This window comes from Gimesia aquarii (assembly GCF_007748175.1).
GTDB classification, from domain to species: Bacteria; Planctomycetota; Planctomycetia; order Planctomycetales; family Planctomycetaceae; genus Gimesia; species Gimesia aquarii_A.
Window position 1 is genome coordinate 3,343,907 of record NZ_CP037422.1, and the last position, 26,258, is coordinate 3,370,164.

The window sequence follows — 26,258 nt, forward strand, 5'->3', positions numbered from 1 at the left end:
AGGCAGGGCAATGAGCAGTCTCGTTTATTTATCGGACTCTGTACGAAAACCGATTAACCACTTTTGAAAATCAGGATCCATCTCGGAGAGGTCAGAGACATTTAATACTTGCTGCAATGTCTGCAAACCGGATTGGTCTAATTCTGCGTTTGTGCGTAACTTCCTGTAGAAAGGAGACAGGAGCCGCTTTTCCTGAAGGTAAAGACTGAAATAACGAGCATGTGCATAGGTCAGCGCTTCTCGTTCTTTTCCAATTCTGATTTGTTGAACTAACGACTTTAAAGTTGGTAATTGTCCACGGTCTAAAGCCGACAAGAGAATTTGAACGCGCCAATTTGAACTACCCAGCAGTTGATTTTCCGATTCTGAAAATTCACACTGTTCGTGCAATGATGCCAATCCTTCATCAAACCACTCTGGCATGTTGGGAAAATCAATCTCGGCTAACGCATGAGTCAGTTCATGAGCTAACGTTCCGCTTCCCGTTGTCAGATTGAGAATGATGCGCATTTCTTCCGAATGGAAATAACCATAGTATGAACCGACTTTTCTCCGATCCAGATCAAAAGCCACCTGCTGGTAACGGTCCTGGCTGGAAAGTGCAATGATGGTGATAGGCCGGTCTGGCTTACGATCGAAATACCAGACATTCAACGCATATTGCGTTGGCAGGATTGTTTTTCGATAGAGTGCATCCAGAGTTTGAGTGTCATAATCTCCCATCAGGATGTAAGGGGCTCTGACTAAGGTATTAATGGGAATCGAAATCTTTTCCTGTACCTGCTTTGCTCGCGTTTCACATTCTGCCTGAAACAGCTTCTCCGGATCTGTTGTTTTGATCTGTGGTGCTGAAGAATACGTTTCTGGCGTACCGAGGTGGACCGCATTCGAGGAGGCCCTTCCTTCCTGAACTCCGGAAAAAGTCAGGAAATAAAAGCCTGTCACCAGAACGAACGGTCCCGCGATCAACAGAGCACTACGATAAATAGACAAAACAGAATCCTTAACTGAACCTCAATTACAATGTTTGCAATATGATCAGGAACATAGGTTTACAAAAATCACGTCAGTGAATTATAGTTCGCGATCACTCGTATCACTTGAGTAAAGCTTGACGGATTTTCGATATTCACCCATGTTGCAGTAGGCTGAAGCGATTAATTCAATCTGATCACCCTTATTTATGTAGCCGTAATAATAGATACAACTAGAATAGTTTGACACGCTTTCCCGCAATCAAGCAGATGTGAGACTAGTCTACGGGATCTTTCCATGGCTGCAAAACCGCATTAAGGAAGACTGACAATCTGGCCGAAATCTTGTTATAACAAGCTTACTATATCTATTTGCGCTACATAGTTTGCTTGTCGATTCACATAAACGGATGGTGAAATATAAACTTCAATGGGTCATTCTTCACATTTTGAAACAAGTCGTGATCGGCCTAAAACCCCGTGGCGCTTAGAGGGTCAACAAAACCAGGCCCAAGCCAGACGACCACTGTTTACATCCGCGGAACTTCACGCACTTAAGACTGGAATGCACTGCACTATGTATAATTCAATGGGAGCACACCTTGACGAGGTCGATGGTATTAAGGGAACTCGGTTTGCTGTCTGGGCTCCCAATGCGAGAGAAGTGTGTGTGATTAGTGATAAAAATCACTGGAAACATGGCGAGCACTATTTAAATTCCAGTGATGCCGGTGTGTGGTCCGGATTCGTTCCCAACATGAGTGAAGGGGAAGCTTACAAATATAGCTTGCGTGGCCAGAATGGAGAGTTTTTCGAGAAAAGTGATCCTTACGCGTTTTACTCTGAACTCCGTCCCAAGACGGCATCGATCGTTTACAATCTTGAGAATTTTCCCTGGCAGGACGAACAATGGTTAGAGAAGCGAGAAAAGACCAACTGGCACGATCAACCCATTACGATTTATGAAATTCATCCGGGTTCCTGGAAACGCCCCAAGGACGGTCGTCAGTTTTATACTTATCGCGAACTCGCCAAAGAACTCGTCGAGTATGTGCATCAGATGGGATACACCCATATTCAACTGATGCCAATTACAGAACATCCCTTTGATGGTTCCTGGGGCTATCAAACCACGGGATATTATTCACCAACGAGTCGTTTTGGTACCCCCCATGATTTGATGTACTTTATTGATTACTGTCATCAATCAGATATTGGTGTGCTCTTTGACTGGGTTCCTGGCCATTTTCCTACAGATGGACATTCTCTAGGCCGTTTCGATGGAACCTGCCTCTATGAGCATGCAGACCCCAGAAAGGGCTTTCACCCGGATTGGGGGACCTACATCTTTAACTATGGGCGCAATGAAGTATGCGACTTTTTATTGTCGAGTGCTCATTTCTGGATAGATAAGTATCACTTCGATGGTCTTCGCGTTGACGCGGTTGCTTCCATGCTCTACCTGGACTATTCACGCGAAGAAGGGGAATGGCTGCCAAACTCCAGTGGGGGACGTGAAAACCTGGAAGCAATTGAATTCCTGAAAAATGCAAACACCAGCTTACATGGAGCGTATCCTGGAATCCTGACAATTGCGGAAGAATCGACTTCCTGGGGCGGCGTTTCTCACCCCGTTTACAACGGAGGCTTAGGATTCAATATGAAATGGGATATGGGGTGGATGAATGATACCCTTCGTTATATGCACTTCGATCCCATCTACCGCTCACACCATCAGGGAGAGCTCTCATTCAGAATGATTTATGCGTTTACTGAGAATTTTGTTTTACCTCTCTCTCATGATGAAGTTGTCCATGGGAAACGTTCGTTGTTGTCACAAATGCCAGGTGATATGTGGCAGCAGTTTGCGAATTTACGCCTGCTCTATGGCTATCAATATACCATGCCTGGTAAAAAACTACTGTTTATGGGAGGCGAACTCGCCCAGTGGCATGAATGGAATCACGATAGCGAACTTGACTGGAACTTGATCGGAAACGAAAATCACGATGGGATTCGTCGGCTGGTTGGTGACTTAAATCAACTTTATCGAACAGAAAAATCCCTGTATGAAACTGATTTCACTCCGGAAGGTTTTTCATGGATTCAGTGTGACGATTCCATAAACAGCGTGTTTGCGTTTCAAAGAAAATCAACCGATGATCATGAACATGTGATTGTGATCGGTAATTTTACCCCTGTTCCACGAGAAGGGTATCGTATTGGCGTCCCTAAAGCCGGGTTCTATAATGAAATCATCAACAGTGATGCCAAAATCTACGGTGGCTCGAATATCGGAAATGCAGGAGGAGTCTATAGTGAAAAGATTAATAGTCACGGCTTAGACTACAGCATTACGCTTAACCTACCACCACTTGGCCTCTTGATCATGAAGCCGGTTTCAGCAAAAAAAGAACCGCCTCAGGAATAAAGCCTGCTCTCTAAACCGTACTAGATTGAGAGCAAAGTAGAATTTACTGAAAAGTAAAAAATAGACTGGAAAACACCTACAGTAGGTTTTATGATGGCTCTAGCAAAACTTTTCTGCAGCCTTTAGAACTGCAAAAAAGGACGCCGCTGAGTGTATAGGCGCTCGCCCAAACAATCCCAACAAGGGAAAGTTCGGCTATACTCCCCAGCAGCGTATCCTTTGGTGAAGTTCAAGTCAGATAAGTAACGATACTCTTTGTTCTTATCTGTAATTAACTCTTAAGCAAACTTCATACCAGCAAACAATTCGTCCTGAACACAAAGTCGTAAACTGCTGAGATCAAATCTTTTACGATAATAAATTTAAAATTCTAAAGTACAGCTCAATCGAGTTAATTGATGAATTGCCCTACTGACAGGCATTTCCCTGCTTAGATGGAAGGCAACTTTTTGAAAATACCTGTCTAGTTTTTCAGATAGAGTTGTTTGGGTATATCGTCTATTATTGTGTCGTTGGGAGGCACAACCCGAATTAACAGAAGCAAAATGCTGTCTCCGCTAAATCCGCCTATCCCCTTATCAGAATTATTCTCGAACTGGTGGTGGCTTTGTCTGAATTGCACTTAAATCAATGGGCCAACTATACAGGGCCCGCTAACTGGTATTCGCTCTCTTATCCTTCAGATTGGACCAGGGAAGAGAAGGAAGGAATTCTTCAACTGAGCCCCGCTGCTGGAAACGCGACCTTAACAATCAGCTGTCACTGGAAATCGGTACTTCCACGACCACAATATGATGCTGAATTGCAAATTGATTTTGATCAATTGTTTGTGAAACATCGAAACATAGAAAATCGAGGACCTCTTGCGATAGAACACGAGTCTGTGGGCTATTCGGGTGAAGCAATCATCCAAAAGAGTGATTCCTGGTGGAAAGAATTACTGAGATGGGCTCCCTTTTCGCAAAATAACTGGCACCACTGGAAATTGTGGCTGATTAGAGAACATTCGATTCAGATGGTAGTCACCTTTTTCCATGATCCTGAATTATATGAAGATCTCTATGAAACCGTACAACGCATATTACACTCGATACAACTCTCATTAGATCCAGCAAACCCACCTGAGTTGTTTGCCAACGAAGTTTTACATGTGGCGCAGAAAAAATTTCCTCTCATGACATCTCAGCTGATACCTGGATTTCGGTTAAAATTTGGTGAATCTGAGATCAATTTAACAAATTTCTATCGATCTTATCTGACAACTCCCGAATATTTTGAAAAGAATATTACGACGGCTCTAGCAACGATTCTGCAAATCAACGAATGGGGGGAGGCACAGACAGACCCCGAACTATCACAGATTCAAGACCGGATCATGCCAATTTTATTACCAAAAGAGTCTTGGGAATGTCATTTTCCGAACTTTGTTGGTGAACCTTGGGTTGCCAATCTCACTATCATGTATGTCGTCGACGAATCGAATGCATATTGGTATATTCATGAGAAGCTCCTCAGAAAATGGAATATCAGTCGCGATGAGCTACACCAAATTGCATTGAATAATCTGGATCGGTATTTTGATCATAATCAGATTGAATTGATCTGTATGTCGAAAGAAGATGGCCCTAATATGATGATTCAAAGTAAGCCGGACGCCTATAATGCATCGCAGGTGCTGAGTAATACATTTTATCAACAGGCTCGAAAGTTCCTGGGTAGTGAATTTTTAGCGGGAGTCCCCAATCGTGACTTTCTGCTTGCGCTCAGCTTAAGTCAGTCACGAATCATTGAACAAATTCAACACAATATCGCAAATGATTATTTAACTATGGACCACCCACTAACAGATCAATTACTGGTTGTCACTGCGGATGGAGTTAGCGAGTATTGTGGCGTAAGCTGACCTTCTCCGTTTCAAAAGTGATCAAAGAGTAATGCAACAGGAATCAGGTTTATTTTCACAGAGGCTTGGTGAATTCATCACATTAGGTACTGGGACCAGTGTTGGAATTCCTATAGTGGGCTGCGACTGTGAAGTGTGTACGTCTTCAAATCCCAAAAACCAACGAGGACGCACTTCGGTTTATGTCGGAGCACCTGAAGGGGGCTTTTTGATCGATACGCCCCCCGAGTTGCGTTTGCAACTTCTTAGAGAGAAAATTCCCTGGGTCCATGCGGTCCTTTACACCCATAGCCATGCAGATCACATCTTTGGCTTAGATGATGTCAGGATTAGCGGATATCGGTTGGAAAAATCGATCATGCTTCACTGCGAAGAGACTGTGGAACAACAGATCCGCCGTTCGTTTAATTATGCTTTTGAAATGCCGACCCATAACCTGCATCATATGTCACGTCCCCAGCTTGAGTTTCAAAGGGTAGAAACGAAAGCATTTGATTTGCTTGGTCTCAGAATCCAGCCATTTCGCCTGATGCATGGAACATTACCGATCTTGGGGTATCGAATGAACGACATTGCATTTTGCACAGATGTCAGTGAGATTCCTGAAGAAAGCTGGCAGTATCTGGAAGGGCTCGACGTTCTGATCATTGATGCTCTAAGAATTAAACCACACCCGACACATTTTAACCTTGAACAAAGCATGGAAGTGGTGGAGCAGGTAAAACCAAAACGAGCTTACTTTACGCACATCTCTCACTCACTGGAACATGAAGAAACGAATAGCAACTTACCAGATCATGTGGAACTGGCTTTTGATGGGCTTTCGCTGCCTCTCAACGGTTGAACCGCTCATTTCTAAGGTAACTGAAGCTTCATGCCTGGCCGAATATAGTTTGCATTTTTCAGATTCGCTTTATTCTTCAGATAGATTTGAAATGCCGCAGACCGTTTGCCATATAATCGAAGAGCAATCGACTCCAGAGTATCACCTTTTTTGATAGTATAAGTATGAGACTTTGCTTTGTTCCCCGTCTGCTTCATTTTCGCTGGAGCTTCGTCAAACAACCCATCTACAATTTGTTTCACATTTTCTGGTTGAGCTTGTGATAAAGACTGCCCCAGTTTCGCTTCTCTTTTTGATTTATGAGAACCGTTCCGAGGTGTTAAGGGAGAGCGCGGAACCGGAATAAACTTTCGATAATTATCTGGGATCGTTTTAGTTCTTTGCAGGTTACCACCAAATTTGTCGGATTTCAGTGTATCCTCAAGTTGTTTTAAATTTTTCTTATGATCTAAATCTTTGAGTGTATTTTGGTTCTGCGAATTTGAGAGTGACTCAATTAATCCTTCAAACTGTACCGATGAAGAACCTTGTTTCAAAGTGGGCTGAGAGACCATCTGTCCTATAGTCCGCTTACCAACTTTAGCTGATGTACCATTGAATGTTTGACTGTTGGCTGACTGTGGCTTTGACTCAGATGATCCATAGACGGGGATCCGCAACTTCATTCCTTCTCGAATATCATTGGGACTTCGCAGACGGTCACGATTCAAATTGAAAATTTCTCGATATTTTTTGCTGCTTCCCAAATAGCGAATGGCAATCTCAGAGAGTGTTTCTCCCGACTTGACCGTATGAATTCGAATGCTTGGCCGATTAGGTTCTTGTGGTCTTGATACAGGTTTTCGCTGTGAAGGATTGACTTCCCAAGCATTGTTATGTTGAGGTTTGAAATTCTCAGAACCTGAATGAATCGAATCAGAAAACGAACCTTGGGAAGTCGGTTGCATTATCTCTTGCTGTGGGTTTGGTTCAAAGACGGAATCTTCGGAGCTTGATTTCGAAAATTGTTCCTTGGGAAGATCGATCTCTTTTAGAAAATCAGGCATTTCTGCCCAACGTTCCGCATTTGAAATTTTTTTAGATGTCATATGGGAAACGGTTGGAGTAGCAACATTAGAATCAGAATGTGAGCGCTGATTATCATCAATCCCAGATAAAGTTTGTTCACTTCCTAGTAAAGTATTTTGATTATCCTTGCTTTGACTATCGAAATAAGGTGTGCGGTCTTTGTCAGCAATTTGTTCATCCAAATAATGTGGATCATTGAGTTCCGGAATCTGCACAGTGGTATCTTTATCCTGCCGCAGACAGAACGCCCCCACAAAACCAAGTACCAATAGTGCTAATGCCAAACCTACTTTTTTATCTTGATGCATTTGAACCTCGCCTCGAATGGAAAGCTTTGTAATTAAGCGTATCGGGCGAAAAACTTCAAAAGAAAATCAGAAATTCAGAAGAAATGCTTAGCGCGCGTAGATACTTTCTGTAGTATCACACTTGAGTCGATCATGATGAAAATACGGCGAACGATCAGAACAAAGTCGCCAATTGATCGTTTTATATCAGTTTTAAGGTTTACAGAAACTAATGCCTGTTTTGTTTTTAAGCGGATTTGGATCTAATCCTGGTTCTGCTTGCGCCGTAGTCGACTAAACAAGTTCTTGTATCTCCCAAATGCAGGACCTTTGAGGTGAGAAGTTCCCGACTTCTGCTGCTTGGAGTTTGGTCCCAAATCTAAACGAAAAGTGGGAGCAGTAGACTGATCAACATTCTCTTTATCGATAACAAAACTGCCTTGGGATGCTGTTATTGCCGATTCATGCGAATCTTCCTCATCGGGGCTCACAACATCATAATCGGGTGAATCTACTTCAGTTTTTTCTGCTTCTTCTGTCATTTTAAAGTTACGAAATTCATTCAATGCCTCCAATAAGCCTTTTCGTGTTTCGGAGCAAACCTCATAAACCTGAGCAGCCAATAACTCTTCAAATGAATTCTCGCCTGCAGATAGTTCTTTTGCTAAGGCTTGATAAACGTTTTCGTCTGCTGATTTTGGCTGATCGTCATAGAATACTATAGAACCTTTTTCAGATTCTTTTTCCGCTTCCTCAAGATGAGGAATCATTTCATCAATCAAACCAACAGGATTCGAAGATTCCGCTACTTCAGTTCGGTTAGACTGTACTGGAGAAGCTTCATTCGGTTCTTCTTCTGAATCACGTTTTTTTGAAGCAATTGACTGAGCGGAATCGTGAAATTGAGGAGGTTTTAATTGTAAGGGTCTTCGTGAAGCTGGTGACTTGATTGCTTGCGTTTCCAAGGGAAGTGTTGTTGGATCAATTCCCGCATCGATGGCAGCATAGCGGTCAATGATCTCTACAAACTCACCTGTCGCTTCTACTGGAATGTTTTCACTTTTATCAATCAGAGCCATGTGATTATTATCGGTCTGTTCTTCAAAATCATCACATACTGACTCAAGCTCAGATTGTGGCATTTTAAGATCAGTGCTGCATGGCATAGCCGACTCTGAATCACTCCCAATTTCGATTGCTTCCATTTCATTGCCCAATGAAAACAGATCTGCTGAATCCCAGCCAGTGTCATCTGAAATAAACTCTGCTTCTGTCGGTGCAGATTCAACGAGTAGATTCAATCGATCTTCCATCAAAGTATCAATTTCATATTCGTCAGAGAGAGCATCAGGTATTTTGTCGACGGGATTCTCAGAATGTTGATCTTTCCGCAGCTCTTCTAGGGGAGTTGAAGAGGGCAGGGGATCATTCCAATGTAATGGTAATTGCTGAAGATCAGAAAATGCTTCACGCGCAATGCTTTCGTTAACAATTGAAGAATCCTGAACATAAGCCAGCATTAAACTATGATCGCAGATTTGATTCAGACAGCGTGGCAATCCATCACTAACATGAGTAATGAATTTAATCGCATCCTCTGTGAAAAATGAACGCGTTTCAGTTGTCACACGTTTAATTCGATACTCGATATATTCTTCTGATTCCTGCCGAGTCATCCGATCCAGAAATACTTGACATCCAATTCTTTGATTTAGTGAAGATAGTGCAGGTTGAATCAGTGTTTCTTCCAGGTCTGTCTGTCCACTGAGAATCAACTGCAGCGCCGGCTTTCCATCTATGGAAATATCTGATAGCACACGTAGCTCTTCCAGAAACGGCGCGCTTAAGAGATGTGCTTCATCGATAATTAACAATAATGGCTGAAGATGAGCTAAATAAGAAGATCGGATTTCTGCTGTCAAGGCAAGTCGTAACTCTTGCTCACTGACTTTTTCATAACAGTCTGTCAAACTATAAAGCAACGTCTGCAATAATGCACGTACTGTAGGAAAATTGCAGTGCTCGACAAATTGAATTTGAAATTGGTTTTCCAGTCGCGAACTTAATTGTCGGCAAATGGCAGTTTTTCCGGTTCCTGCATCTCCCGTAAGAATTGTAATCCCGTTCAAACTGGCAACGGTTACCAACAATTCATCAATGGCATGTTTATGTTCTGCCGCTTCAAAAAAACAATCTGAGGAGGGTGAAACGGTAAAGGGTCGATCCGTGAACCCAAAATTTGTTTCGTACATTTCCAATGGCCTTAAAGCGTTTATTTCATCAGTCTCATTAGGAGACTGGTATCGTTCTAACCAGAAAGGATAGACAGAACCTTCAGCGCGTCACTTATTTAAGATTGATGCTGTATCCTATGAACAATTCATCGAACAGGTTACAGCCACTTCTTGAGCATTACCAATACAATCGACAGTATCCAAGCAGGGTCTCTCAGGCGCATTACCCAAACGCTAGATCTTGACATTAACAAACGACAGTAAATTAAAGAATTCCGTTTAAAGAAGATGGGTAGTTTTGCTGTCAGTACAGTGCGTCGTGCCCCCTGGAAAATCACAGTTCCAGTTATGACTTATCAAAACAGTCAAGATCTTTTGTATTAACCTGATTCTATAAGTGTATATTTATTCTAAACTTACAACAAAACACAACTTAATGGCAAACTCTCTCCTTTCTCTTACTGTTTTGCTGGAGTAGACTTATTAAAATGTGTGAGAAACTAAATTCCTACCCTGAATTTCAGTCTGGCATTAATTAAGGTTTTCACTGATTTCAGCATAGCGAAATTCAAAATTTCATGTCATTATTTCCATCTTTGTCATCTTTTTTGTTTCATAATCTTGGGAGGTACATACAGTATTTCTGATGTCAGAAGCCACACTTTCTTTTTCAGATCCTGACCATATTCCAATCCTCTTGGGGACTCACGATTGTCATATCAGACAAATTCAGGATGCACTAGGCGTCAATGTTGTTCATCGCGAAGATGAACTTCGAATTATCGGCGATGATTCTAACCTCCAAAGATCACTCCGAATATTCTCGGAACTCAAAGCGATTATCGAAAACACAGGACAACTCAAAACTGAGCAAGTTGAGACCGCACTTTCTAACGGCAGCACCGTAAGTAAACAAACCAAGCAAAATCCTATTGCCACTCCTTCTTCCATTGACCTCTTCGAGAAAACGAAAAAAGTTCATCCAAGAACACCGGGGCAATCTGAGTACATTAAATCGATTGGAGAACACGATCTTGTATTCTGCACAGGACCTGCTGGCTGCGGAAAAACGTTCCTGGCAGTTGCGATGGCCATTCACGCCTTAAGAACCGAACAAGTTCGTAAAATTGTACTGGTTCGACCTGCCGTTGAAGCGGGAGAAAAATTAGGGTTCCTGCCTGGCGATATGTTGGCAAAAGTCAATCCTTTTTTACGCCCCCTCCTGGATGCATTAGGAAGCTTGCTCGATTATGAGCAAGTCAATCGTTATATGGATAATGATATTGTCGAAGTTGTGCCCTTAGCTTTTATGCGCGGACGAACCCTCGACAATACCTTTATCATTATGGATGAAGCACAAAACACAACAATCACCCAGATGAAGATGTTTTTAACAAGGATGGGTATGGGTTCGAAAATTGTGGTCACTGGAGATACTTCACAAATTGACTTACCCCCTGACATTTCCTGTGGCATGACCGATGCCATGAATCGCTTGCGAAATATTAAAGGTGTAGGAACAGTACAATTAAAAAATGAAGATATTGTCAGACACAGATTAGTTGGTGAAATTGTAAAAGCTTACCAAAACGAAGATTCGTTGGGGCACTAATCCTCATTCAAATTCCTTTTTTCTAAAACCATTCTCATTCCAGGTCGTATCAATGGCTTTTTTTGGTTCTAAAAAATCCCGAACTGCACTTGCTGCCAGTTTGCGCGATTCTTCCAAATTAAGTTCGAGGCTGCGCGACTTACTGAGTGATCGAGGCACGTTTTCGCGTTTGGCTGCTTGTCTGTTAGCGATCGCAATTTTAATGATCGCCGTTGAAAGCTGGAAAGCTCCTTTTCCTTACCGTCTCGGAGAGTTTTCAGAACACGGTATTCTAGCCAATACATCCTTCAAAGTTGCTAATCCAATCGAAACAGATCGGGAACGCACGCAAAAAGAATCCGCTGTGCCGTACTCTTTCAATCAGCAACCAGAAATGATCGAAAAACTACCATTGCTGCTCAGAGAAGATTTGATCGCAATTGCGAAAGCCAAATCATTGGACGATTTGGATATCGATACAAAAGCAGAATTAGGTTTAACTTCATCCAGACGTCTAGAACAATTTATCGATCAGTTTCCAGAAGAGTCCGAACAGACATTCGCAGAGCTAAAATCAGTCGTGAGTAGCCCTGATTCCAATGATACAAAAAAAATTGATGAAATTGTTGCTGACTTTAAAAAGTTAATCTCACCACTTCTGACTTACGGTATTGTAAATGAAAACGAACTCACGAAAAATGAAATTCGTGCTGACGATGCCATTGCAATCATTAATGAAAGTAATGATTCACGACGCATAGTAACCACATTTGACATTCGCCTCACGAATCAACTTTCCGAAAATGGTGTCATTGGAAGAGAGTGGAAAAAATATCCCAAATTAGCCCCTATTTCTGCAATCCTTTCGCACTGGCTCCTCTTTCAAGCACCAACCACACTCGTCTATGACGCAACAAAAACATTAGATCAGCGAAAACAGGCTCGTATGCAGGTGGCTGAAATTTTCGATACATTTCAACGGGGAACGATTCTGGTTGAACCGGGGCAAATGATTGAAGATACACAACTTGTATTGCTGTATGCAGAATATGAAGCAAAAGAACTGACTGTTCCAACCTATGAACGCGTTATCCGAGTCGCCATTATCTTTCTCATGCTCGTGGTTCTCGCCGTCTTAAATGGATACCACCTGCTACACAACAAAAAAGATGTGGCAACAACTGTCAGCCGTTTAAGTATTTATTTGAGTGTGATCATATTAACGGTCTTTCTGGGACGCTTGCTTTCTTATGATCCCTGGCGTGCTGAAGTCCTGCCTCTGATCGTCACAGTGATGGTTTTTGCTATCGTCTATGACCAAACGATGGCAATCCTGACCGCCTTATCTCTTTCACTCATTCTCTGTCTCTCAACAGGAGGATCTCTGGGACATTTTGTGGTCTTAATGAGTGTTTCAGCAATCGCTGTCACTTCACTGACGACAGTCTCTTCTCGATCTACATTGATCAAAATCGGTTTTGGAATGGGGTTTACCTATTTCCTGGTTTACTGGGGAATTAATCTGATTAACAAGCAGGATCTCTCCAACGGATTTTTTGATCAACGCGTTCTGTGGGAAAGTCTGCAAGGAGCAGGGTGGTGTCTGGCAGCAGGCTATCTTGTAGCCGGAAGTCTGCCATTCATTGAATCTCTGTTTGGAGTTGTGACAGACATCAGTTTGCTGGAAATGAGCGATGTTTCACATCCTTTGCTGCAGGAATTAGTTCGTCGCGCTCCGGGAACTTACAACCACTCCATCTCCGTCGCTACGATTGGAGAAGCCGCAGCAGATAAAATCGGCGCAAATGGGCTTTTGGTACGTGTCGCTGCATACTATCACGACATAGGAAAAATGTTGAAGCCACAATATTTCATCGAAAATATGGTTGTCGGCAGTGAAAGTCTGCATGACAATCTGGCACCTGCGATGAGTACGTTGATCATTATTGGGCATGTTAAAGATGGTGTCGACCTGGCACGTCAACACAATCTGCCTCAACCTTTAATCGACTTTATTGAGCAACACCACGGCACAACTCTTGTTGAATACTTTTTCCGGGAAGCAGAAAAGCAGGCCGATCTAAGCCCGGACCATAAGACAGACGCCGAAGAATCTTCATTTCGTTACCCAGGTCCACAACCACAGACTCGAGAAGCAGGTGTGATGATGCTGGCAGACGCCGTCGAAAGTGCCAGCCGTACGCTAAGCGATCCAACACCCAAGCGAATCAAATCTTTGGTACATTCCCTGGTAATGAAGCGTCTCCTGGATGGACAGTTCAATGAATGCTCATTAACGTTAAGCGAAATCAATATTATTGAAGATTCCCTGGTGAAATCCCTCATCGGCATTTATCACGGTCGTATTAAATATCCGGAAGAGCGTTCTGCATAATACCCGGTAGACTCACTGCATGAATACACCAGACTTGTTTCAAATCAGAATCAAAAATTCACAAACTCAACTAGCAGTTGATGAAGCACTTATCCAGGAAGTTTCCAGTTATCTTCTCAAATCGGAAAAAGTAACTTTTGCTGATATCAGTCTTGCAATCGTCGACAACCCTATGATCCGTGAGTTGAATCAAAACTATCTGGAACACGATTATGACACAGATGTCTTGAGTTTTTTATTAGAATGCCAAATCGATCCCAGTAAACAAGAGGCTGACTTACGAGGCGCTGGAAAGACGATTGAAGGAGAGATTATTGTCTCGGCGGAAATGGCTGTTTCGATGTCAGAAGTTTATGATTGGTCTGCCGATCATGAACTATTACTTTATATTATTCATGGCTTGCTCCATTTATGTGGTTATGATGACTTATCAGACGAAGAAATCCTGCTAATGCGAACGAAAGAACAACAGATTTTAAATCACTGGGGACTTACAATACCTCGACGGGAAGAGTGAGAAATGCTAATTTTTTCATTATCACTCATTTTTGTTCCTTAAATTTTGACTATTTGCTCAATTTATGATCTCCCTGATTTTTACGGCTTTAATTTTATTCACACTGTTCTCGGGTTTGTTAGTTTTCTCACTTAGAGATTTTTCGCGAAGCCGATTAGAGGCACTCTGTGAAGAAGCAAATGTGCCGAGTCGATTCAGCGAAATTCTGAGATCCCATCCGACTATCCTGCTAGCCGCTGATTTCTCTTATCTCGCCGGCATTATATTCATCTCAGTGATTCTCACCAGATACTATATTGAAATACCGAATGAATTCAGTTCCATTCCAGCAGGTATTCTATTTGTCATTCAAATGATCCTGGAATTAGTAATAGGGGCATTACTATTAATGACAATTCCCTGGACACTCGCACGAATTACGGGAGAACGATTCCTGCAAATATTTTGGCCGATCATTCGCTGGTTACCCTTTTTCCTTACGCCTCTGATTTGGGCATCCTGGAAGATTGATGAACTTTCACATCGATTGGCTGGTAAAGAAGAAGCAAAAAATGGTCGAGAAGCCAATATTAGTGAAGAAATTCTGACGGTTGTCGAAGAAGGAGAACGTGGAGGAATTCTGGAAACAGGTGCCGGTAAAATGATTCAACGCGTCATGGAATTACAAGACGAAGATGTGGCAGCCATTATGACGCAGCGAATGGATATGGAGTATATCTCCGTCAATGCAACTCTTGATGAAGCTTTGTTAAAGTTTATTGATGCAGGCCATTCACGGATACCGGTCATTGGCGAATCAACTGACGACATTGTAGGTATTCTATATGCGAGAGAACTACTAAAACAATACTCGAATGATAACCAACAATCTAATTCACCTGATGAACTTACCATTCAAAATCTCATGTTCCAGCCATTTTATATTCCAGAAACAACGGGTATAGATTCCCTGTTACAAACAATGCAAAAAGAGCATGTGCATATGGCAATCGTCATTGACGAATATGGGGGTGTTGCAGGCTTGGTCACAATGGAAGACGTTCTTGAAGAAATTGTCGGCGATATTGTTGATGAGTTTGATGAAGAAGAAGAGCAGATGATTTTCGATCTTGGAAATGACGTCATTGAAGTTGATGCTCGTGTCCATATCGATGATTTAAATGAGCAATTTAGCTATAATCTGCCTGAGGAAAAAGACTTTGACACAATTGGAGGATTTGTGATTACTCATGTCGGCAAAGTTCCTCAAGCGGGCGAGTCTCTTACCTGGCAACAATTACGTATCGATGTACTAGAGTCTGATGAGCGAAAAATCAGTAAACTTCGTATCGAAGTAGACCATTCTCTTGTAGAAGAAATCGACACAGACACTTAAGGACAAAGTCACATCTTACCAACGTTCAACAGGTCCACCGGGAACGGGGATATGCATCTCTGGTAGAGTTCCATCTCGGGAACCAGACACCGGACCTTTTGCAGCAATTTTTTTTATCGCGACATTAAAAGCATTCAAATTCTGTGCACACTGAAATTCATGGCGTAATGCTGGTTTCACTCGCATCGACTTTAAATACCAGTGTCCCATTTTGCGAAACATCGGAAGAGCCCGTTCCTCTGTCGTCATCTCCAGCAAATAATGAAACTGTCGTAATAACAGTTCCAGTCGTTCATTAAAATTACCTGGAGGAGCACACTCTCCCGTTTTCTCCCATTGGCACAGTTGACGAAAAATCCATGGATTCGCGAGTGCACCTCGACCAATCGAAACACCTGCACAACCAGTCGTTTTTAACATATAATCTGCATCAGCAATGCTCGTAACGTCTCCATTACCAATTACGGGAATCGATTCAACAGCTTCCACAACTTGTCGAATCCCTTCGTGATTCACTGAACCACGAAAACCTTGCTCGCGCGTTCGACCATGGATGGCAACTGCAACAACCCCTACTTGTTCAAACTCTCTGGCAAAGAAGGGCGCAGTCAAATTTCTGTCGTCCCAGCCCAGGCGCATCTTGACAGTCACAGGAATTTTCACCGCTTCAACTACCGACTTCACTAACGCTACCGTCTCATCTGGACGACACATCATGCTGGCACCAGCTCCTCCTTTGACAATTCGATTGACAGGGCACCCCATATTAATATCAATCGAATCTACGCCTCGTTCTTCCAGCAATTGAGCGGCGTCGCGCATCTGTATTGGTTCATTGCCAAAGATCTGCACAGCAAAAGGAGTGTCTTCAGGGCACGTTTGAATGAGCTGAAGTGTCTTGGCACTTCCTTCCAGTAACCCGCGGGCATTGACAAGATCTGTTGTTGCTAAACCAACGCCTCCCAATTCGCGAACAATGCGCCGGAAAGGTAAATTTGTATAGCCTGCCAGAGGGGATAGCAAATAACGCGATTCCAATTGCATTGAACCATAGCAGACAGGTGGTCGCGGATCAGGTTGTGGAGGCAAAGACGGTTTCATTAGTACTTTGAACATAAAAAACGTAATTTAAGTTTTCAACTACATATTATCAGGCAATTTCTGGGAGGAAAATAGTGTCAGTTATCAAATCAACGATCTCTGTGTTGCTAAATATACTTGATTTACCTCAAAAGTGAAAATAGGCGAAATACCTAAACATTTCTCATTGAAGTTTCTCTATCGATTATGCCGATAAGGACGATATCGATTCTTTCTGGCTTCATCCTATGGGAACCGTCTGGTGCTGACTCGTATTTTTATATTGTTAATTTGTCTATCCAATATGACGGGGTGTGTCATCATGCAGACCTCTGTCACCAATCCCAATCCTAAGCTAAAAACAGTCGCAATCGTCCCATTTTTTAATCTCAGTCAGGAACCAGATGTAGATGGAAGACGTTTTGCACTCGCTTATTATTCCGAATTACAAAAAGTGCCCGGATTTCAAGTGTTACCATTGGGCGTTGCCGAGGTGGCGATGGTGGAACACCGACTACAAATGAATAATCCGGATGATGTTCTCAAACTGGCTCAAGTTCTTAATGTTGACGCAGTTGTGATTGGTGCAGTCACCGATTACTCACCCTACTATCCACCACGAATTGGCATGCAGGTTTCATGGTACTCACCTCATGCTCAGGAATTTATACCTGGATTTCCTTTACTCGTTGAAGAGCGTCATGCCAAGAAATCAACCTTAAATGAACTGTTTTATTTAGATCGACTTATGGCGAAAGAGACTAGAAAAGCTAAACATGTAATGAAACGAGAGGAAAGACAAGCCTCTCACATGGAACGTAAAGCAGTCAAACAGGATAAAAAAATACAGCGAAAAATGCAGAAGCTACCTTGCCCCGATGGCTGCCCACCTGAACAGAACCTGGCTCCACCAGCATTAGAAACCGTCTTCCGAGGACAGTCCTCTGAATCCGTTGATCCATGGGATTACCACAATTCAAAAACGAGAGTGATTCAGGCTTATGCTCAGGCCAATCAGGGAGCTCAAACAGCTGGTTCCATCATTCAAGTTCCCATGAATACTCTAGACAAAACAAAATCAAAACAACGACCGGTTATTGCCCCTAAACCACCAATCCCCCCAAACGGACATGTAATACAGAAAGATTCTTCGGATGTGAACCAATTAGAGGAATACTGCCCGCCAGAAAAATCCTCGGAAGAGGCTGGGTTCGACCCACGCCAACCTTTTATGTCTTACACAAGACTCTTTGATGGATCTGACGCAGCTTTAGTCGCTCATTTACGAGACTATCTGGAAGTCAGCGGAGATCGCCGTAGCGGTGGTTGGGAAGCGTATTTACATCGAAGTGAGGACTTTATTCGGTTTACATCACATTTAATGATTTTAGAGATGTTAACGCTTCATGGTGGTCAAGCTAAGCATCAGATCATCTTCAAAGTAAGAAAATACCGATAATCCCACCGCTCGATAGCCGATATTAACTATTGCGGTTAAACGAGCACTCCCACTCAATCCAGTCTATGACTCTAGTGCTCTGATGTAAAACAAAGGATTGCTATCGTGAAACAACAAATGAATGTCGTCGCATTAGTCAAAGATTCAGAACGCTATGTGTTTCTATATGACGATGCCAGCTCTTCCCAGATGTTACAAACACTGGGACAATATGCAGCTGACAAGGAATTAAGTTTCACCTGGTATGATGCTGCTGTTATGAGTCAAAAAGTAAGAAAATTAAGACGGGAAGCAGAGTTGGAAGAACAATCAGGACGTTTACGAAAAACAGCCTGAAACTCGATCATCGCATTCTAACGCAAAGAAGCCTGTCGCCCTAAACGAAGCTCATCAATAAAGAATCGATTTTTTAACTCTTATGATCTCTTCGCAATCTATCAGGTCAATTGAACTGCATGATGCAATTGACAGCTTCCTGCGATATTTACAAATTGAACGTAACGCATCTGACTTAACACTCAAATCGTATTCCGAAGATTTGGATAGTCTTGTCGAGTACCTTACTGAATATGAAGGAGTGCTATTAACTCCGGATCGCATTGGAATCAGTGAACTGCGACGCTTTGTCGCTTATTTGCATGAGTGTCAATATGAACGAACCACGATTGCCAGGCGCTTAGCATGCCTCCGAAGTTTTTTTCGGTATTGCTGCCGCGAGGGTTATACAAAAACAAATCCGGCCAAACCATTGCGAACTCCGCGTACCGGAAGAAAATTACCCCATTTCTTGACAACAGACCAGATTGCATCTTTGTTGGAAGCTCCTCCGGCTAATAACAAAATGGGTCTCCGAGACCGCGCCATTTTTGAAACTCTCTATTCTGCAGGCTTGCGTGTTTCCGAATTGGTAAGTCTCAATATCAGTGACTGGGACCAACAATCCAATGTGATTCGTGTTCTGGGTAAGGGGCGAAAAGAGCGTATTGCTCCAATTGGCAGTTTTGCCGACAAAGCATTAAAACGTTGGTTAGCAGAAAGGGAAGCGAAACCGGGGGCACACCCGGATGCTGATGCACTTTTTCTGAATCGCCTTAAAACTCGTCTTACGACACGCAGTGTGGGGCGCATGTTGGAAAAATATCTGCTCCAGACTGGACTGGACAAAAAAACGAGCCCACATACATTAAGACACAGTTTTGCAACACATCTGCTGGATGGTGGTGCAGACCTACGAAGCGTACAAGAGTTATTGGGACATAAAAGCTTAACGACCACACAAATCTATACACACGTAAGTACGAAACGATTACGCGAAACTTACGAAAAATCTCACCCACATGCACAACGCTCAAAATAGAAGCTCTTCTTTTGAATCTGACAAATAAAAGTTTTAATTTGCCATATTCTTGCCGATGAATGAAATGGATCTGCCATTTAGTCTCGCTCACTAGCAGTTTCAAATTTAAGCGGTACTCCCTCTTTTAAGCTTTTACGTGAAAGCTTAACAAGTTGAATTGCCTGGCAAACATCGTTGATATTGGCTACCGGTATAATACCGCCAATAACACGGCGGCAAAAATGGTCCAACATCACTTCTAATTCTCGACGATCGCTTTTCAGCGACTCGGTAATTGAGGAGGATTCATCTTCCCAATGAATCTCGTCAGGAGAATGAAACTCAGCCTTTCCATTTCGACATGCAATCTGATGCCTGGGAAAGAAAGATTCTGACTCTCGTTGTTCCGATTTTATTTTTATCACTGCGAAACGTTCGGAAGTTGATACGGGGTCCGGCAAAAAATCAACCTTAATTTGTCGATAATCCTCTGACAGATCACTCGAATCGGAATGAAAAGTAGTATGAACTTGAACTGGTTTCGTACGCATGACATAACAACACCAGTCAAATAATCCGACCAGAAAATCGGTCTCATTTTTCTGCCCAGGAATTTCGACTTCCTGGTCTACACCAGGACAACAGGTCTCGATTTGAATTGAATTCGGATTTCCTAAACGAGTCACTGCTAATTCAAAAAAACGACTCGTTGCCTGTGAATAGCGCCGGCTGAATTCAGGCATCAAAGTCACTAGCTGTTCCGTTGCTCTGGCGTGAATCAATTCCAATAATTCAAGTTCTTCACCTAAACTGCCCGCAATATAAACGGGGCGGTGCTGCTGACTAAGTATTTTGAGCGGATAATGATCCATCCAATCTGAGTGTAGCAACAGAAATGCATCCAATGGATATCGCGAGACAAGAGAACCAATTCCTGAAACAACAGCTGCATTCCAATGCTCAGCAACTTGTTCCGCGCGACTGCGAACCGGATCAAATACCGCCTTGATTTGGATTCTCTGATCCATCATCCGCAGTACAGGCTCATAGCGCTGTTCCCAATATGGACCAAGTCCTATTATTCCAATTCTGACCATATTGGAAGCATTACTGAATTCTGGAACAATACAAAAGAAAGTGATATTCAGCGAGAGAAACAACCTAACCTGACGACTAAGTCATTGATCCCAAAGAAACGATTCGGACCTGGCTATGATATTCTTAAATTGGTCTTTGAATCAAGCCTTTACTTTGAATAGAAAGACTAATGTCCAAACCAAAGCGTGGCAACGACTAGATAACACACATATATTGTCAATAAGATCAAACCACTTAAAGGAGAGATCTGTTTTCGTCGCCAAGAAAGTCCCAACATCGCCAGAATTAATAAAATGACGACAGGCCCATCCAGCAATACGGTCTGTTTTGGAATCGGCAAAGGCTGAATTAACGCACATGTGGCGATCACCATCGTTATATTCAGGACATTGGCCCCAATAATATTTCCTGTACCTAATGCACCATGCCCTTTAATAATGGAAAGAACTGAGATCGTGTATTCTGGCAAAGAAGTCCCCACAGCAAGGATTGTCAATCCAATGAGTAGCTCAGAAACTTCGAAATACCGCGCCACTTGTACCGCATTGGTTACCAATAGTTTGCTCCCCAAAATGACCAGACAGGCACCACAGAAAAATGCAGATACTAACTTGAAATAATAAGTTATTACGTTTTCAACTTGTGGTGGTTTTTCCTGATCTTCACCAAAATCATGGCGTGAGCTCAAGGCAACTCTCAGAGTAAACAGAATATAAGCTGCCAGGACACAGAGTAGAAGTGCTGCCTGCCAGCGCGCTATGGCAAATTCTGCAGGTACTCCGTTTTGAGTAACAGCGTCTCCGGTTGAAAAGAGACTAAACAGCCAGACAATCACTCCTGAGAACAGCATGAAGGATCCCGGTCCGACAATCGTGAAGCGGGAAACGGGAATCCCACTCTCCGTATTTCGTTTCCTCGCCAGAAATCCATTCAGGAGTGCACAAGAACCAATTATCAAACCGATATTACATAAACAGGATCCCAAAGCATTACCAACTGCCAGATCTCCTTTTCCGGATAGAGTACTGGTAACTGAGACCATTAATTCGGGAAATGTAGTTGACATGCTAACAATGGTCGCACCAATAATGACGGGAGGTACGCGAGTCAATCTGGCAATCTCAACTGCACTATCAGTAAAGAGATCACCTCCCTTTGTAATGCTGAGCATGCCCAATGCGATAAATAACAGGCTGATCAGAATGGAAGCAGGTGCGTCTAAGCCGATTATTAATCTTAAAAACTCAATTGGTTCAACAGCCAATGGCAATAATTGCAAACTCCTGCTCCTGTTTCATTTCAAAGTTGTCGTTTCTTATGCGTCTGCAAAATATAAAAAGTAAGTAAATAATATGATAGGGATGGCAGCAAACATTATTTTCAGAGTACTATTTTGATCAATAAATTGTAAAATATTAAGGCAAGAAACCATGTCTCGTTTTCAAGACCTGACTTAACTCTTTCATTTCAATTGGTCACCCCAGCAAGGATGGACAACCTATGAACCATTCACCTGATCATAAGCCAGATTATCAATCTGCTGCTGCAGACGCGATCAGCGAAGAAATCGAAATACAAGGGCATATTATTGACAGTTTATTACTGCCGAAGATTCTTGATGAAATTACAGTTTTGGGAGGCGATTTTTCCATCAATGACATTTCAATCGGTCAGTTACGAACAGACAGTAGCCACGCCCAGGTAAAGGTTTCGGCAAAAGACGAAGAGACTTTGCAGAAGATATTAACCCAAATCGCACAACACGGAGCAGTTCCTGTACAGAAACATGACTGTATTTTAGAACCCGCCGATATGGATGGTGCCTTCCCGGAAGGATTCTATTGCACTACAAATCAGAAAACAGAAATTCGCATTGACGGAAACTGGACCTCTGTTGATTTGCAGGAAATGGACTGTGGCATTATCGTCAGTCCCGATCGACAAACGGCGCATTGCCTGCCTATGTCTGATGTCCAAAAAGGCCAACTGGTCGTCACAGGTTATCAGGGAATCAGAATTCTTCCCACAGCACGAAGCTCACCGCAAACCTCTGGCTTTTCTTTCATGCATAGTACAGTTTCAAGCGAAAAACCTAAAGGGGTTACCGTTAGGGAGATCGCCTCGGAAATGCGGCGTGCCAGAGAAGGTGAGGGAAAGATCCTGATTGTTGCAGGTCCCGCAGTCGTTCATACCGGGAGCAGAGACTACTTCAGTCAACTGATCAGTGAGGGCTACGTCAATTTACTGTTTGCTGGAAATGCCCTTGCCACGCATGATATCGAAGAGTCCTTTTACGGAACCAGTCTCGGTATTTCAATAGAACATGGAAGTTCAACCGAAGAAGGACATGAGCACCATTTACGGTCCATTAACCGTATACGCCGTTTGGGTAGCATTAAAAATGCAGTCGACAAAGGCGTATTGAATTCAGGAATTATGTATGAGTGTGTCAAAAATGATGTGACCTTCCTGTTGGCAGGTAGCATTCGCGATGATGGACCTTTACCGGATGTAATTACTGACTCCGTAGAAGCGCAACGCAAAATGCGCGAGTTGGTGCAGGGGGTCTCGTTCTGTTTGATGATTGCCACAACACTCCATTCCATCGCTGTTGGTAATCTATTACCCGCCAGTGTGAAAGTAGTTTGTGTTGATATCAATCCGGCCACTGTCACAAAACTGGCCGATCGAGGAACTTTTCAGACCATTGGCCTGGTGACGGATGTCGAGCCTTTTTTAAGAGTCTTACTGGATGAAATCAATAAATCCGAGTGAATGTTTTCTTTGATGAATCATTCGCTATAATGATACTTGAAGAATGTCTGAAACATATTCTCCCCTTAAAAGAATCATACAATACACCCCATCGGGATTAATTCGATGACAGAATCGACACAGAAAAATTATCATCTCGCTGATTTTTCTCAAATAGAAGGCACTTCATGCCCCTGTGGTACTGCACGACGCGCTTTTGCTGATGTACCTGAGTTTCCTGGTACCTTACATGTGACAGAAATATCCGAGACTGCGGAACTGCATTATCATCGAAAGCTAACAGAAACCTATTACTTCCTTGAATGTGGCGAAGATGCCCAGATGCAATTGGACGATGAACTGATTTCAGTCAAGGCCGGTATGTCAATCGTCATACCACCGGGAGTGCGTCATCGGGCTATTGGAACGATGAAAATCATCAATATCGTCTTCCCCAAATTTGACCCGGAAGATGAATGGCTCGACTAATATTTGAGTCAGGCGAGATTGTTCTCGTTACAATAAGGGCATGACTCACCGTAGATGACTTTCCCACAGTTGGTACATTCATGCGCACCATGCGTGGGGCGATCAGGAGTCACCCACCGTTGATATGCTAAAAAAGCGAAGACGACCCCGACAAAACCAGCAAAAAATATTGCGGGCGCTTCAGTACCATAAGAATTGATAATGACAAAAATAGTGGCAAGAGCACAAATTAAAAAAATGATCGCATCCCGCACGCGATCGCGTTGGTGGTCACTGGAGTCATAGATATTTTTGCCTTGCTGCTGCAAAATCTGACCCAACAATTTATCGCGTTCGCTTTTTAGCTGTTTTGCTTCATCAGTGGCTCCTACGGCTGATAATAACCGGGAAGCGGTATCGAGAATCCGCAGAGTATCTTGCGTTTTTATCTGGCTTTGATGCGCCCAGCGATTTCGATATTCTCTAAGTTCACCAACATAACTTCTCTCCAGTGGAGTTAAGCGATTGCGAAAGACACTATTCCAATGGTCCCACAAGATCAAGAGAGTTGAATGGGCATCCCAACGAATGGCATCACCCGATGGTTGAGATGTAATTGGAGAATTCCGAAAACTCTCTTTAGCGCGATCAATCCAGTCATCTTGATAAACGGCCTTCATTTCCTGCTCTATGATGGGAAAAAGTCCGCTACCAAGTAAATCAAGAGTCAATTTAATACGTTCGTTATCACCGGCCACAAATTCCCCCTTAAATCGCCTTGAACGCACAATCAATCTTTAAAATGAAAATAGCATCTGCAAGATACCAATGTGCATTAACAATGCTTCCTTATTTTTTAGATAAGGTCAAGCTCTGCTATGTGATAAATCACTCAAAGCTGCGGATTTCTATGTGTATAAGCACAAAGAAACGGCTTAGTTGGAAAATAATATGATTCAGCCGTTCAATTAGGCGATAAGCTCATCAACGACTTTCCCATGAACATCAGTCAAGCGAAAGTCTCTACCTGCAAAACGATAGGTCAAGCGTTCGTGATCAAAACCGAGTAACTTGAGTACTGTAGCCTGCAAGTCATGGACGTGAACTTTGTTTTCAACTGCAGCGAAACCAAACTCATCAGTGGCACCATAAGCCTGACCACCTTTAACACCTCCCCCAGCCAACCACACAGTAAAACCATGATTATTGTGGTCGCGTCCATTCATCTTGCCCGCATTCGCGCCAGGAGTCGGTAACTCCACAACAGGGGTTCTTCCAAATTCTCCACCACACATGACGATCGTATCTTGTAAAAGCCCTCTCTGTTTCAGGTCTTTCAATAAAGCCGCAATCGGACGGGCACATTGATTCGCTAAATTCCGATGGCCTTTTTCAATTTCATCATGATTGTCCCAAGGTTGACCTGCTCCATGCCAGAGTTGGACATAGCGCACGCCTCGTTCTACTAACCTGCGTGCAATCATCAGCTGTCTTGCATGAACTCCAGAACCATACATCTCATGGATATGTTTGGGTTCCTGTTTAATATCAAAAACATCAGAGGCCTGCATCTGCATACGATAAGCTAACTCGAATGATTGAATCCGGGATTCCAATGCGGATTCCTGAGCTCGTACTGACTGATGCTTCCGGTTTAAGGCCTGCAGCAAGTCAAGCTGCAGGCGCTGTTCTGGCAGTGAAAGCTTTTTGTTTTTAATATTCGAAATCAGCTTTTCGATATCAGTATGTTTTGTGTCGATATGGGTACCTTGATAGGCACCGGGCAAAAATGCGGATCGCCAGTTAGCAGACTCCGTAATGGGATAGCCACCAGGACACATCACGACAAACCCGGGAAGATTCTGGTTTTCTGTTCCCAAACCATAAGTAACCCAGGCCCCCATACTTGGACGTGGCTGAATGAGATCTCCACAATTCATCATCATCAACGAAGGTTCGTGATTAGGCACATTTGTGTACATCGATCGCACAAATGCGATATCATCCACGCATTCTCCCAACTCCGAAAAAAGCTCGCTCACCTCCAGGCCACTCTCTCCATACTTTTTAAACTTAAAGGGAGAAGGCAGGGCGGCACCAGTTTTTCGCTCGGTACGGAGATTTTTACTCGGCAGCATCTTGCCTGCATATTTTGCTAACGCTGGTTTCGGATCGAATGTATCGACCTGGGAAGCACCACCATTCAAAAAAATGTGAATAATATGTTTTGCTTTTGCAGGAAAATGCGATTTTTTGGGAGCCATCGGTGACTGGTGGGCTGGTGCCGCATTCGTTTCCTTCAACAAACCCTGTGAAGCCATTAACGAGGCCAGTCCCATTGATCCAAATCCAGTACCACAGCGCTGCAACATTTGCCGCCGCGTGATAATTGGATCGCAATTAAAATGTCGAATCGCCTCAGCCATCAGAACAGGCTCCTACTA

Annotated in this window: 20 protein-coding genes; 12 read left to right on the forward strand and 8 right to left on the reverse strand. The window is 43.0% G+C overall.

Translation table 11 applies throughout. The features are described from left to right. Positions 1-24 precede the first annotated feature (24 nt). Entirely contained in the window at positions 25-993 is a 969-nt protein-coding gene (locus V202x_RS12780; protein WP_145175222.1) for a hypothetical protein, read from the reverse strand. 507 nt (positions 994-1,500) lie between these two features. Here V202x_RS12780 and glgB point away from each other — a divergent pair. The 3 genes from glgB to V202x_RS12795 all read left to right on the forward strand — a co-directional run bounded on the left by glgB (position 1,501) and on the right by V202x_RS12795 (position 6,152). After that, the gene (glgB, locus tag V202x_RS12785; RefSeq protein ID WP_409996682.1) at positions 1,501-3,405 is read left to right on the forward strand and encodes a 1,4-alpha-glucan branching protein GlgB; all 1,905 of its coding nucleotides are present in this window, start codon (positions 1,501-1,503) and stop codon (positions 3,403-3,405) included. A gap of 607 nt (positions 3,406-4,012) precedes the next feature. Further along, the gene (locus V202x_RS12790) at positions 4,013-5,308 is read left to right on the forward strand and encodes a DUF1444 family protein (protein ID WP_145175231.1); all 1,296 of its coding nucleotides are present in this window, start codon (positions 4,013-4,015) and stop codon (positions 5,306-5,308) included. Between the two features lie 31 nt (positions 5,309-5,339). Further along, positions 5,340-6,152: an MBL fold metallo-hydrolase gene (locus tag V202x_RS12795; RefSeq protein ID WP_145175235.1), complete on the forward strand. Its 813-nt coding sequence runs from the start codon at positions 5,340-5,342 to the stop codon at positions 6,150-6,152. A gap of 11 nt (positions 6,153-6,163) precedes the next feature. Here the strand turns inward: V202x_RS12795 and V202x_RS12800 are convergent, their stop codons facing one another. Beyond that, complete coding sequence (locus V202x_RS12800; RefSeq protein ID WP_145175246.1) at positions 6,164-7,528, reverse strand: LysM peptidoglycan-binding domain-containing protein; 1,365 nt, start codon at positions 7,526-7,528, stop codon at positions 6,164-6,166. 242 nt (positions 7,529-7,770) lie between these two features. Continuing rightward, the gene (locus V202x_RS12805; RefSeq protein WP_145175249.1) at positions 7,771-9,759 is read right to left on the reverse strand and encodes an ExeA family protein; all 1,989 of its coding nucleotides are present in this window, start codon (positions 9,757-9,759) and stop codon (positions 7,771-7,773) included. 628 nt (positions 9,760-10,387) lie between these two features. On the opposite strand from V202x_RS12805, the gene V202x_RS12810 reads away from it, so the two are divergent. From V202x_RS12810 to V202x_RS12825, 4 genes are all read left to right on the forward strand, one after another. Next, a complete protein-coding gene (locus V202x_RS12810) occupies positions 10,388-11,353 on the forward strand; it encodes a PhoH family protein (protein ID WP_145175252.1) in 966 nt (321 codons plus the stop codon). Between the two features lie 52 nt (positions 11,354-11,405). Beyond that, positions 11,406-13,727 (forward strand): HD family phosphohydrolase, encoded by a 2,322-nt coding sequence (locus tag V202x_RS12815; RefSeq protein WP_145175255.1) that lies wholly within the window; start codon positions 11,406-11,408, stop codon positions 13,725-13,727. 19 nt (positions 13,728-13,746) lie between these two features. After that, a complete protein-coding gene (ybeY, locus tag V202x_RS12820; RefSeq protein ID WP_145175258.1) occupies positions 13,747-14,244 on the forward strand; it encodes an rRNA maturation RNase YbeY in 498 nt (165 codons plus the stop codon). Between the two features lie 64 nt (positions 14,245-14,308). Then, positions 14,309-15,619, forward strand: coding sequence for a hemolysin family protein (locus tag V202x_RS12825; protein WP_145175261.1), 1,311 nt, complete (start codon positions 14,309-14,311; stop codon positions 15,617-15,619). 15 nt (positions 15,620-15,634) lie between these two features. Here V202x_RS12825 and dusB read toward each other — a convergent pair whose 3' ends face one another. Then, on the reverse strand, positions 15,635-16,720 hold the full coding sequence (gene dusB / locus V202x_RS12830; protein ID WP_232098969.1) for a tRNA dihydrouridine synthase DusB: 1,086 nt from the start codon (positions 16,718-16,720) through the stop codon (positions 15,635-15,637). Positions 16,721-17,021: 301 nt separating this feature from the next. On the opposite strand from dusB, the gene V202x_RS12835 reads away from it, so the two are divergent. The 3 genes from V202x_RS12835 to xerC all read left to right on the forward strand — a co-directional run bounded on the left by V202x_RS12835 (position 17,022) and on the right by xerC (position 19,515). Then, positions 17,022-18,158 carry a hypothetical protein gene (locus V202x_RS12835; RefSeq protein ID WP_145175267.1) on the forward strand — a complete coding sequence of 379 codons (1,137 nt, stop codon included), beginning with the start codon at positions 17,022-17,024 and terminating at the stop codon, positions 18,156-18,158. Positions 18,159-18,263: 105 nt separating this feature from the next. Then, on the forward strand, positions 18,264-18,494 hold the full coding sequence (locus V202x_RS12840; protein ID WP_232098970.1) for a hypothetical protein: 231 nt from the start codon (positions 18,264-18,266) through the stop codon (positions 18,492-18,494). Positions 18,495-18,609: 115 nt separating this feature from the next. Next, positions 18,610-19,515 (forward strand): tyrosine recombinase XerC, encoded by a 906-nt coding sequence (gene xerC / locus V202x_RS12845; RefSeq protein WP_145180565.1) that lies wholly within the window; start codon positions 18,610-18,612, stop codon positions 19,513-19,515. Positions 19,516-19,592: 77 nt separating this feature from the next. Here the strand turns inward: xerC and V202x_RS12850 are convergent, their stop codons facing one another. Then, the gene (locus V202x_RS12850; RefSeq protein WP_145175270.1) at positions 19,593-20,525 is read right to left on the reverse strand and encodes a hypothetical protein; all 933 of its coding nucleotides are present in this window, start codon (positions 20,523-20,525) and stop codon (positions 19,593-19,595) included. Positions 20,526-20,758: 233 nt separating this feature from the next. Then, a complete protein-coding gene (locus tag V202x_RS12855; protein ID WP_145175273.1) occupies positions 20,759-21,871 on the reverse strand; it encodes a calcium/sodium antiporter in 1,113 nt (370 codons plus the stop codon). A gap of 221 nt (positions 21,872-22,092) precedes the next feature. Here V202x_RS12855 and V202x_RS12860 point away from each other — a divergent pair, with 221 nt between their 5' ends. Together V202x_RS12860 and V202x_RS12865 are read left to right on the forward strand one after the other, a co-directional pair. Next, positions 22,093-23,367: a TIGR00300 family protein gene (locus V202x_RS12860; protein ID WP_145175275.1), complete on the forward strand. Its 1,275-nt coding sequence runs from the start codon at positions 22,093-22,095 to the stop codon at positions 23,365-23,367. A gap of 105 nt (positions 23,368-23,472) precedes the next feature. Beyond that, positions 23,473-23,835: a cupin domain-containing protein gene (locus V202x_RS12865; RefSeq protein WP_145175278.1), complete on the forward strand. Its 363-nt coding sequence runs from the start codon at positions 23,473-23,475 to the stop codon at positions 23,833-23,835. Between the two features lie 8 nt (positions 23,836-23,843). Here the strand turns inward: V202x_RS12865 and V202x_RS12870 are convergent, their stop codons facing one another. Beyond that, entirely contained in the window at positions 23,844-24,602 is a 759-nt protein-coding gene (locus tag V202x_RS12870; RefSeq protein ID WP_145175279.1) for a Swt1 family HEPN domain-containing protein, read from the reverse strand. Positions 24,603-24,782: 180 nt separating this feature from the next. Next, on the reverse strand, positions 24,783-26,240 hold the full coding sequence (locus V202x_RS12875) for a DUF1501 domain-containing protein (protein WP_145175283.1): 1,458 nt from the start codon (positions 26,238-26,240) through the stop codon (positions 24,783-24,785). Between the last annotated feature and the right edge of the window lie 18 nt (positions 26,241-26,258).

Bases quoted from the DNA above. Each gene is read 5' to 3' on its own strand.
- V202x_RS12865 (WP_145175278.1), top strand. From the start codon at position 23,473: ATGACAGAATCGACACAGAAAAATTATCATCTCGCTGATTTTTCTCAA.
- ybeY (WP_145175258.1), top strand. From the start codon at position 13,747: ATGAATACACCAGACTTGTTTCAAATCAGAATCAAAAATTCACAAACT.
- V202x_RS12860 (WP_145175275.1), top strand. From the start codon at position 22,093: ATGAACCATTCACCTGATCATAAGCCAGATTATCAATCTGCTGCTGCA.
- V202x_RS12815 (WP_145175255.1), top strand. From the start codon at position 11,406: ATGGCTTTTTTTGGTTCTAAAAAATCCCGAACTGCACTTGCTGCCAGT.
- V202x_RS12795 (WP_145175235.1), top strand. From the start codon at position 5,340: ATGCAACAGGAATCAGGTTTATTTTCACAGAGGCTTGGTGAATTCATC.
- V202x_RS12835 (WP_145175267.1), top strand. From the start codon at position 17,022: ATGCAGACCTCTGTCACCAATCCCAATCCTAAGCTAAAAACAGTCGCA.
- V202x_RS12805 (WP_145175249.1), bottom strand. From the start codon at position 9,759: ATGTACGAAACAAATTTTGGGTTCACGGATCGACCCTTTACCGTTTCA.
- V202x_RS12825 (WP_145175261.1), top strand. From the start codon at position 14,309: ATGATCTCCCTGATTTTTACGGCTTTAATTTTATTCACACTGTTCTCG.
- V202x_RS12875 (WP_145175283.1), bottom strand. From the start codon at position 26,240: ATGGCTGAGGCGATTCGACATTTTAATTGCGATCCAATTATCACGCGG.
- V202x_RS12810 (WP_145175252.1), top strand. From the start codon at position 10,388: ATGTCAGAAGCCACACTTTCTTTTTCAGATCCTGACCATATTCCAATC.
- dusB (WP_232098969.1), bottom strand. From the start codon at position 16,720: ATGAAACCGTCTTTGCCTCCACAACCTGATCCGCGACCACCTGTCTGC.
- V202x_RS12850 (WP_145175270.1), bottom strand. From the start codon at position 20,525: ATGATGGATCAGAGAATCCAAATCAAGGCGGTATTTGATCCGGTTCGC.
- V202x_RS12800 (WP_145175246.1), bottom strand. From the start codon at position 7,528: ATGCATCAAGATAAAAAAGTAGGTTTGGCATTAGCACTATTGGTACTT.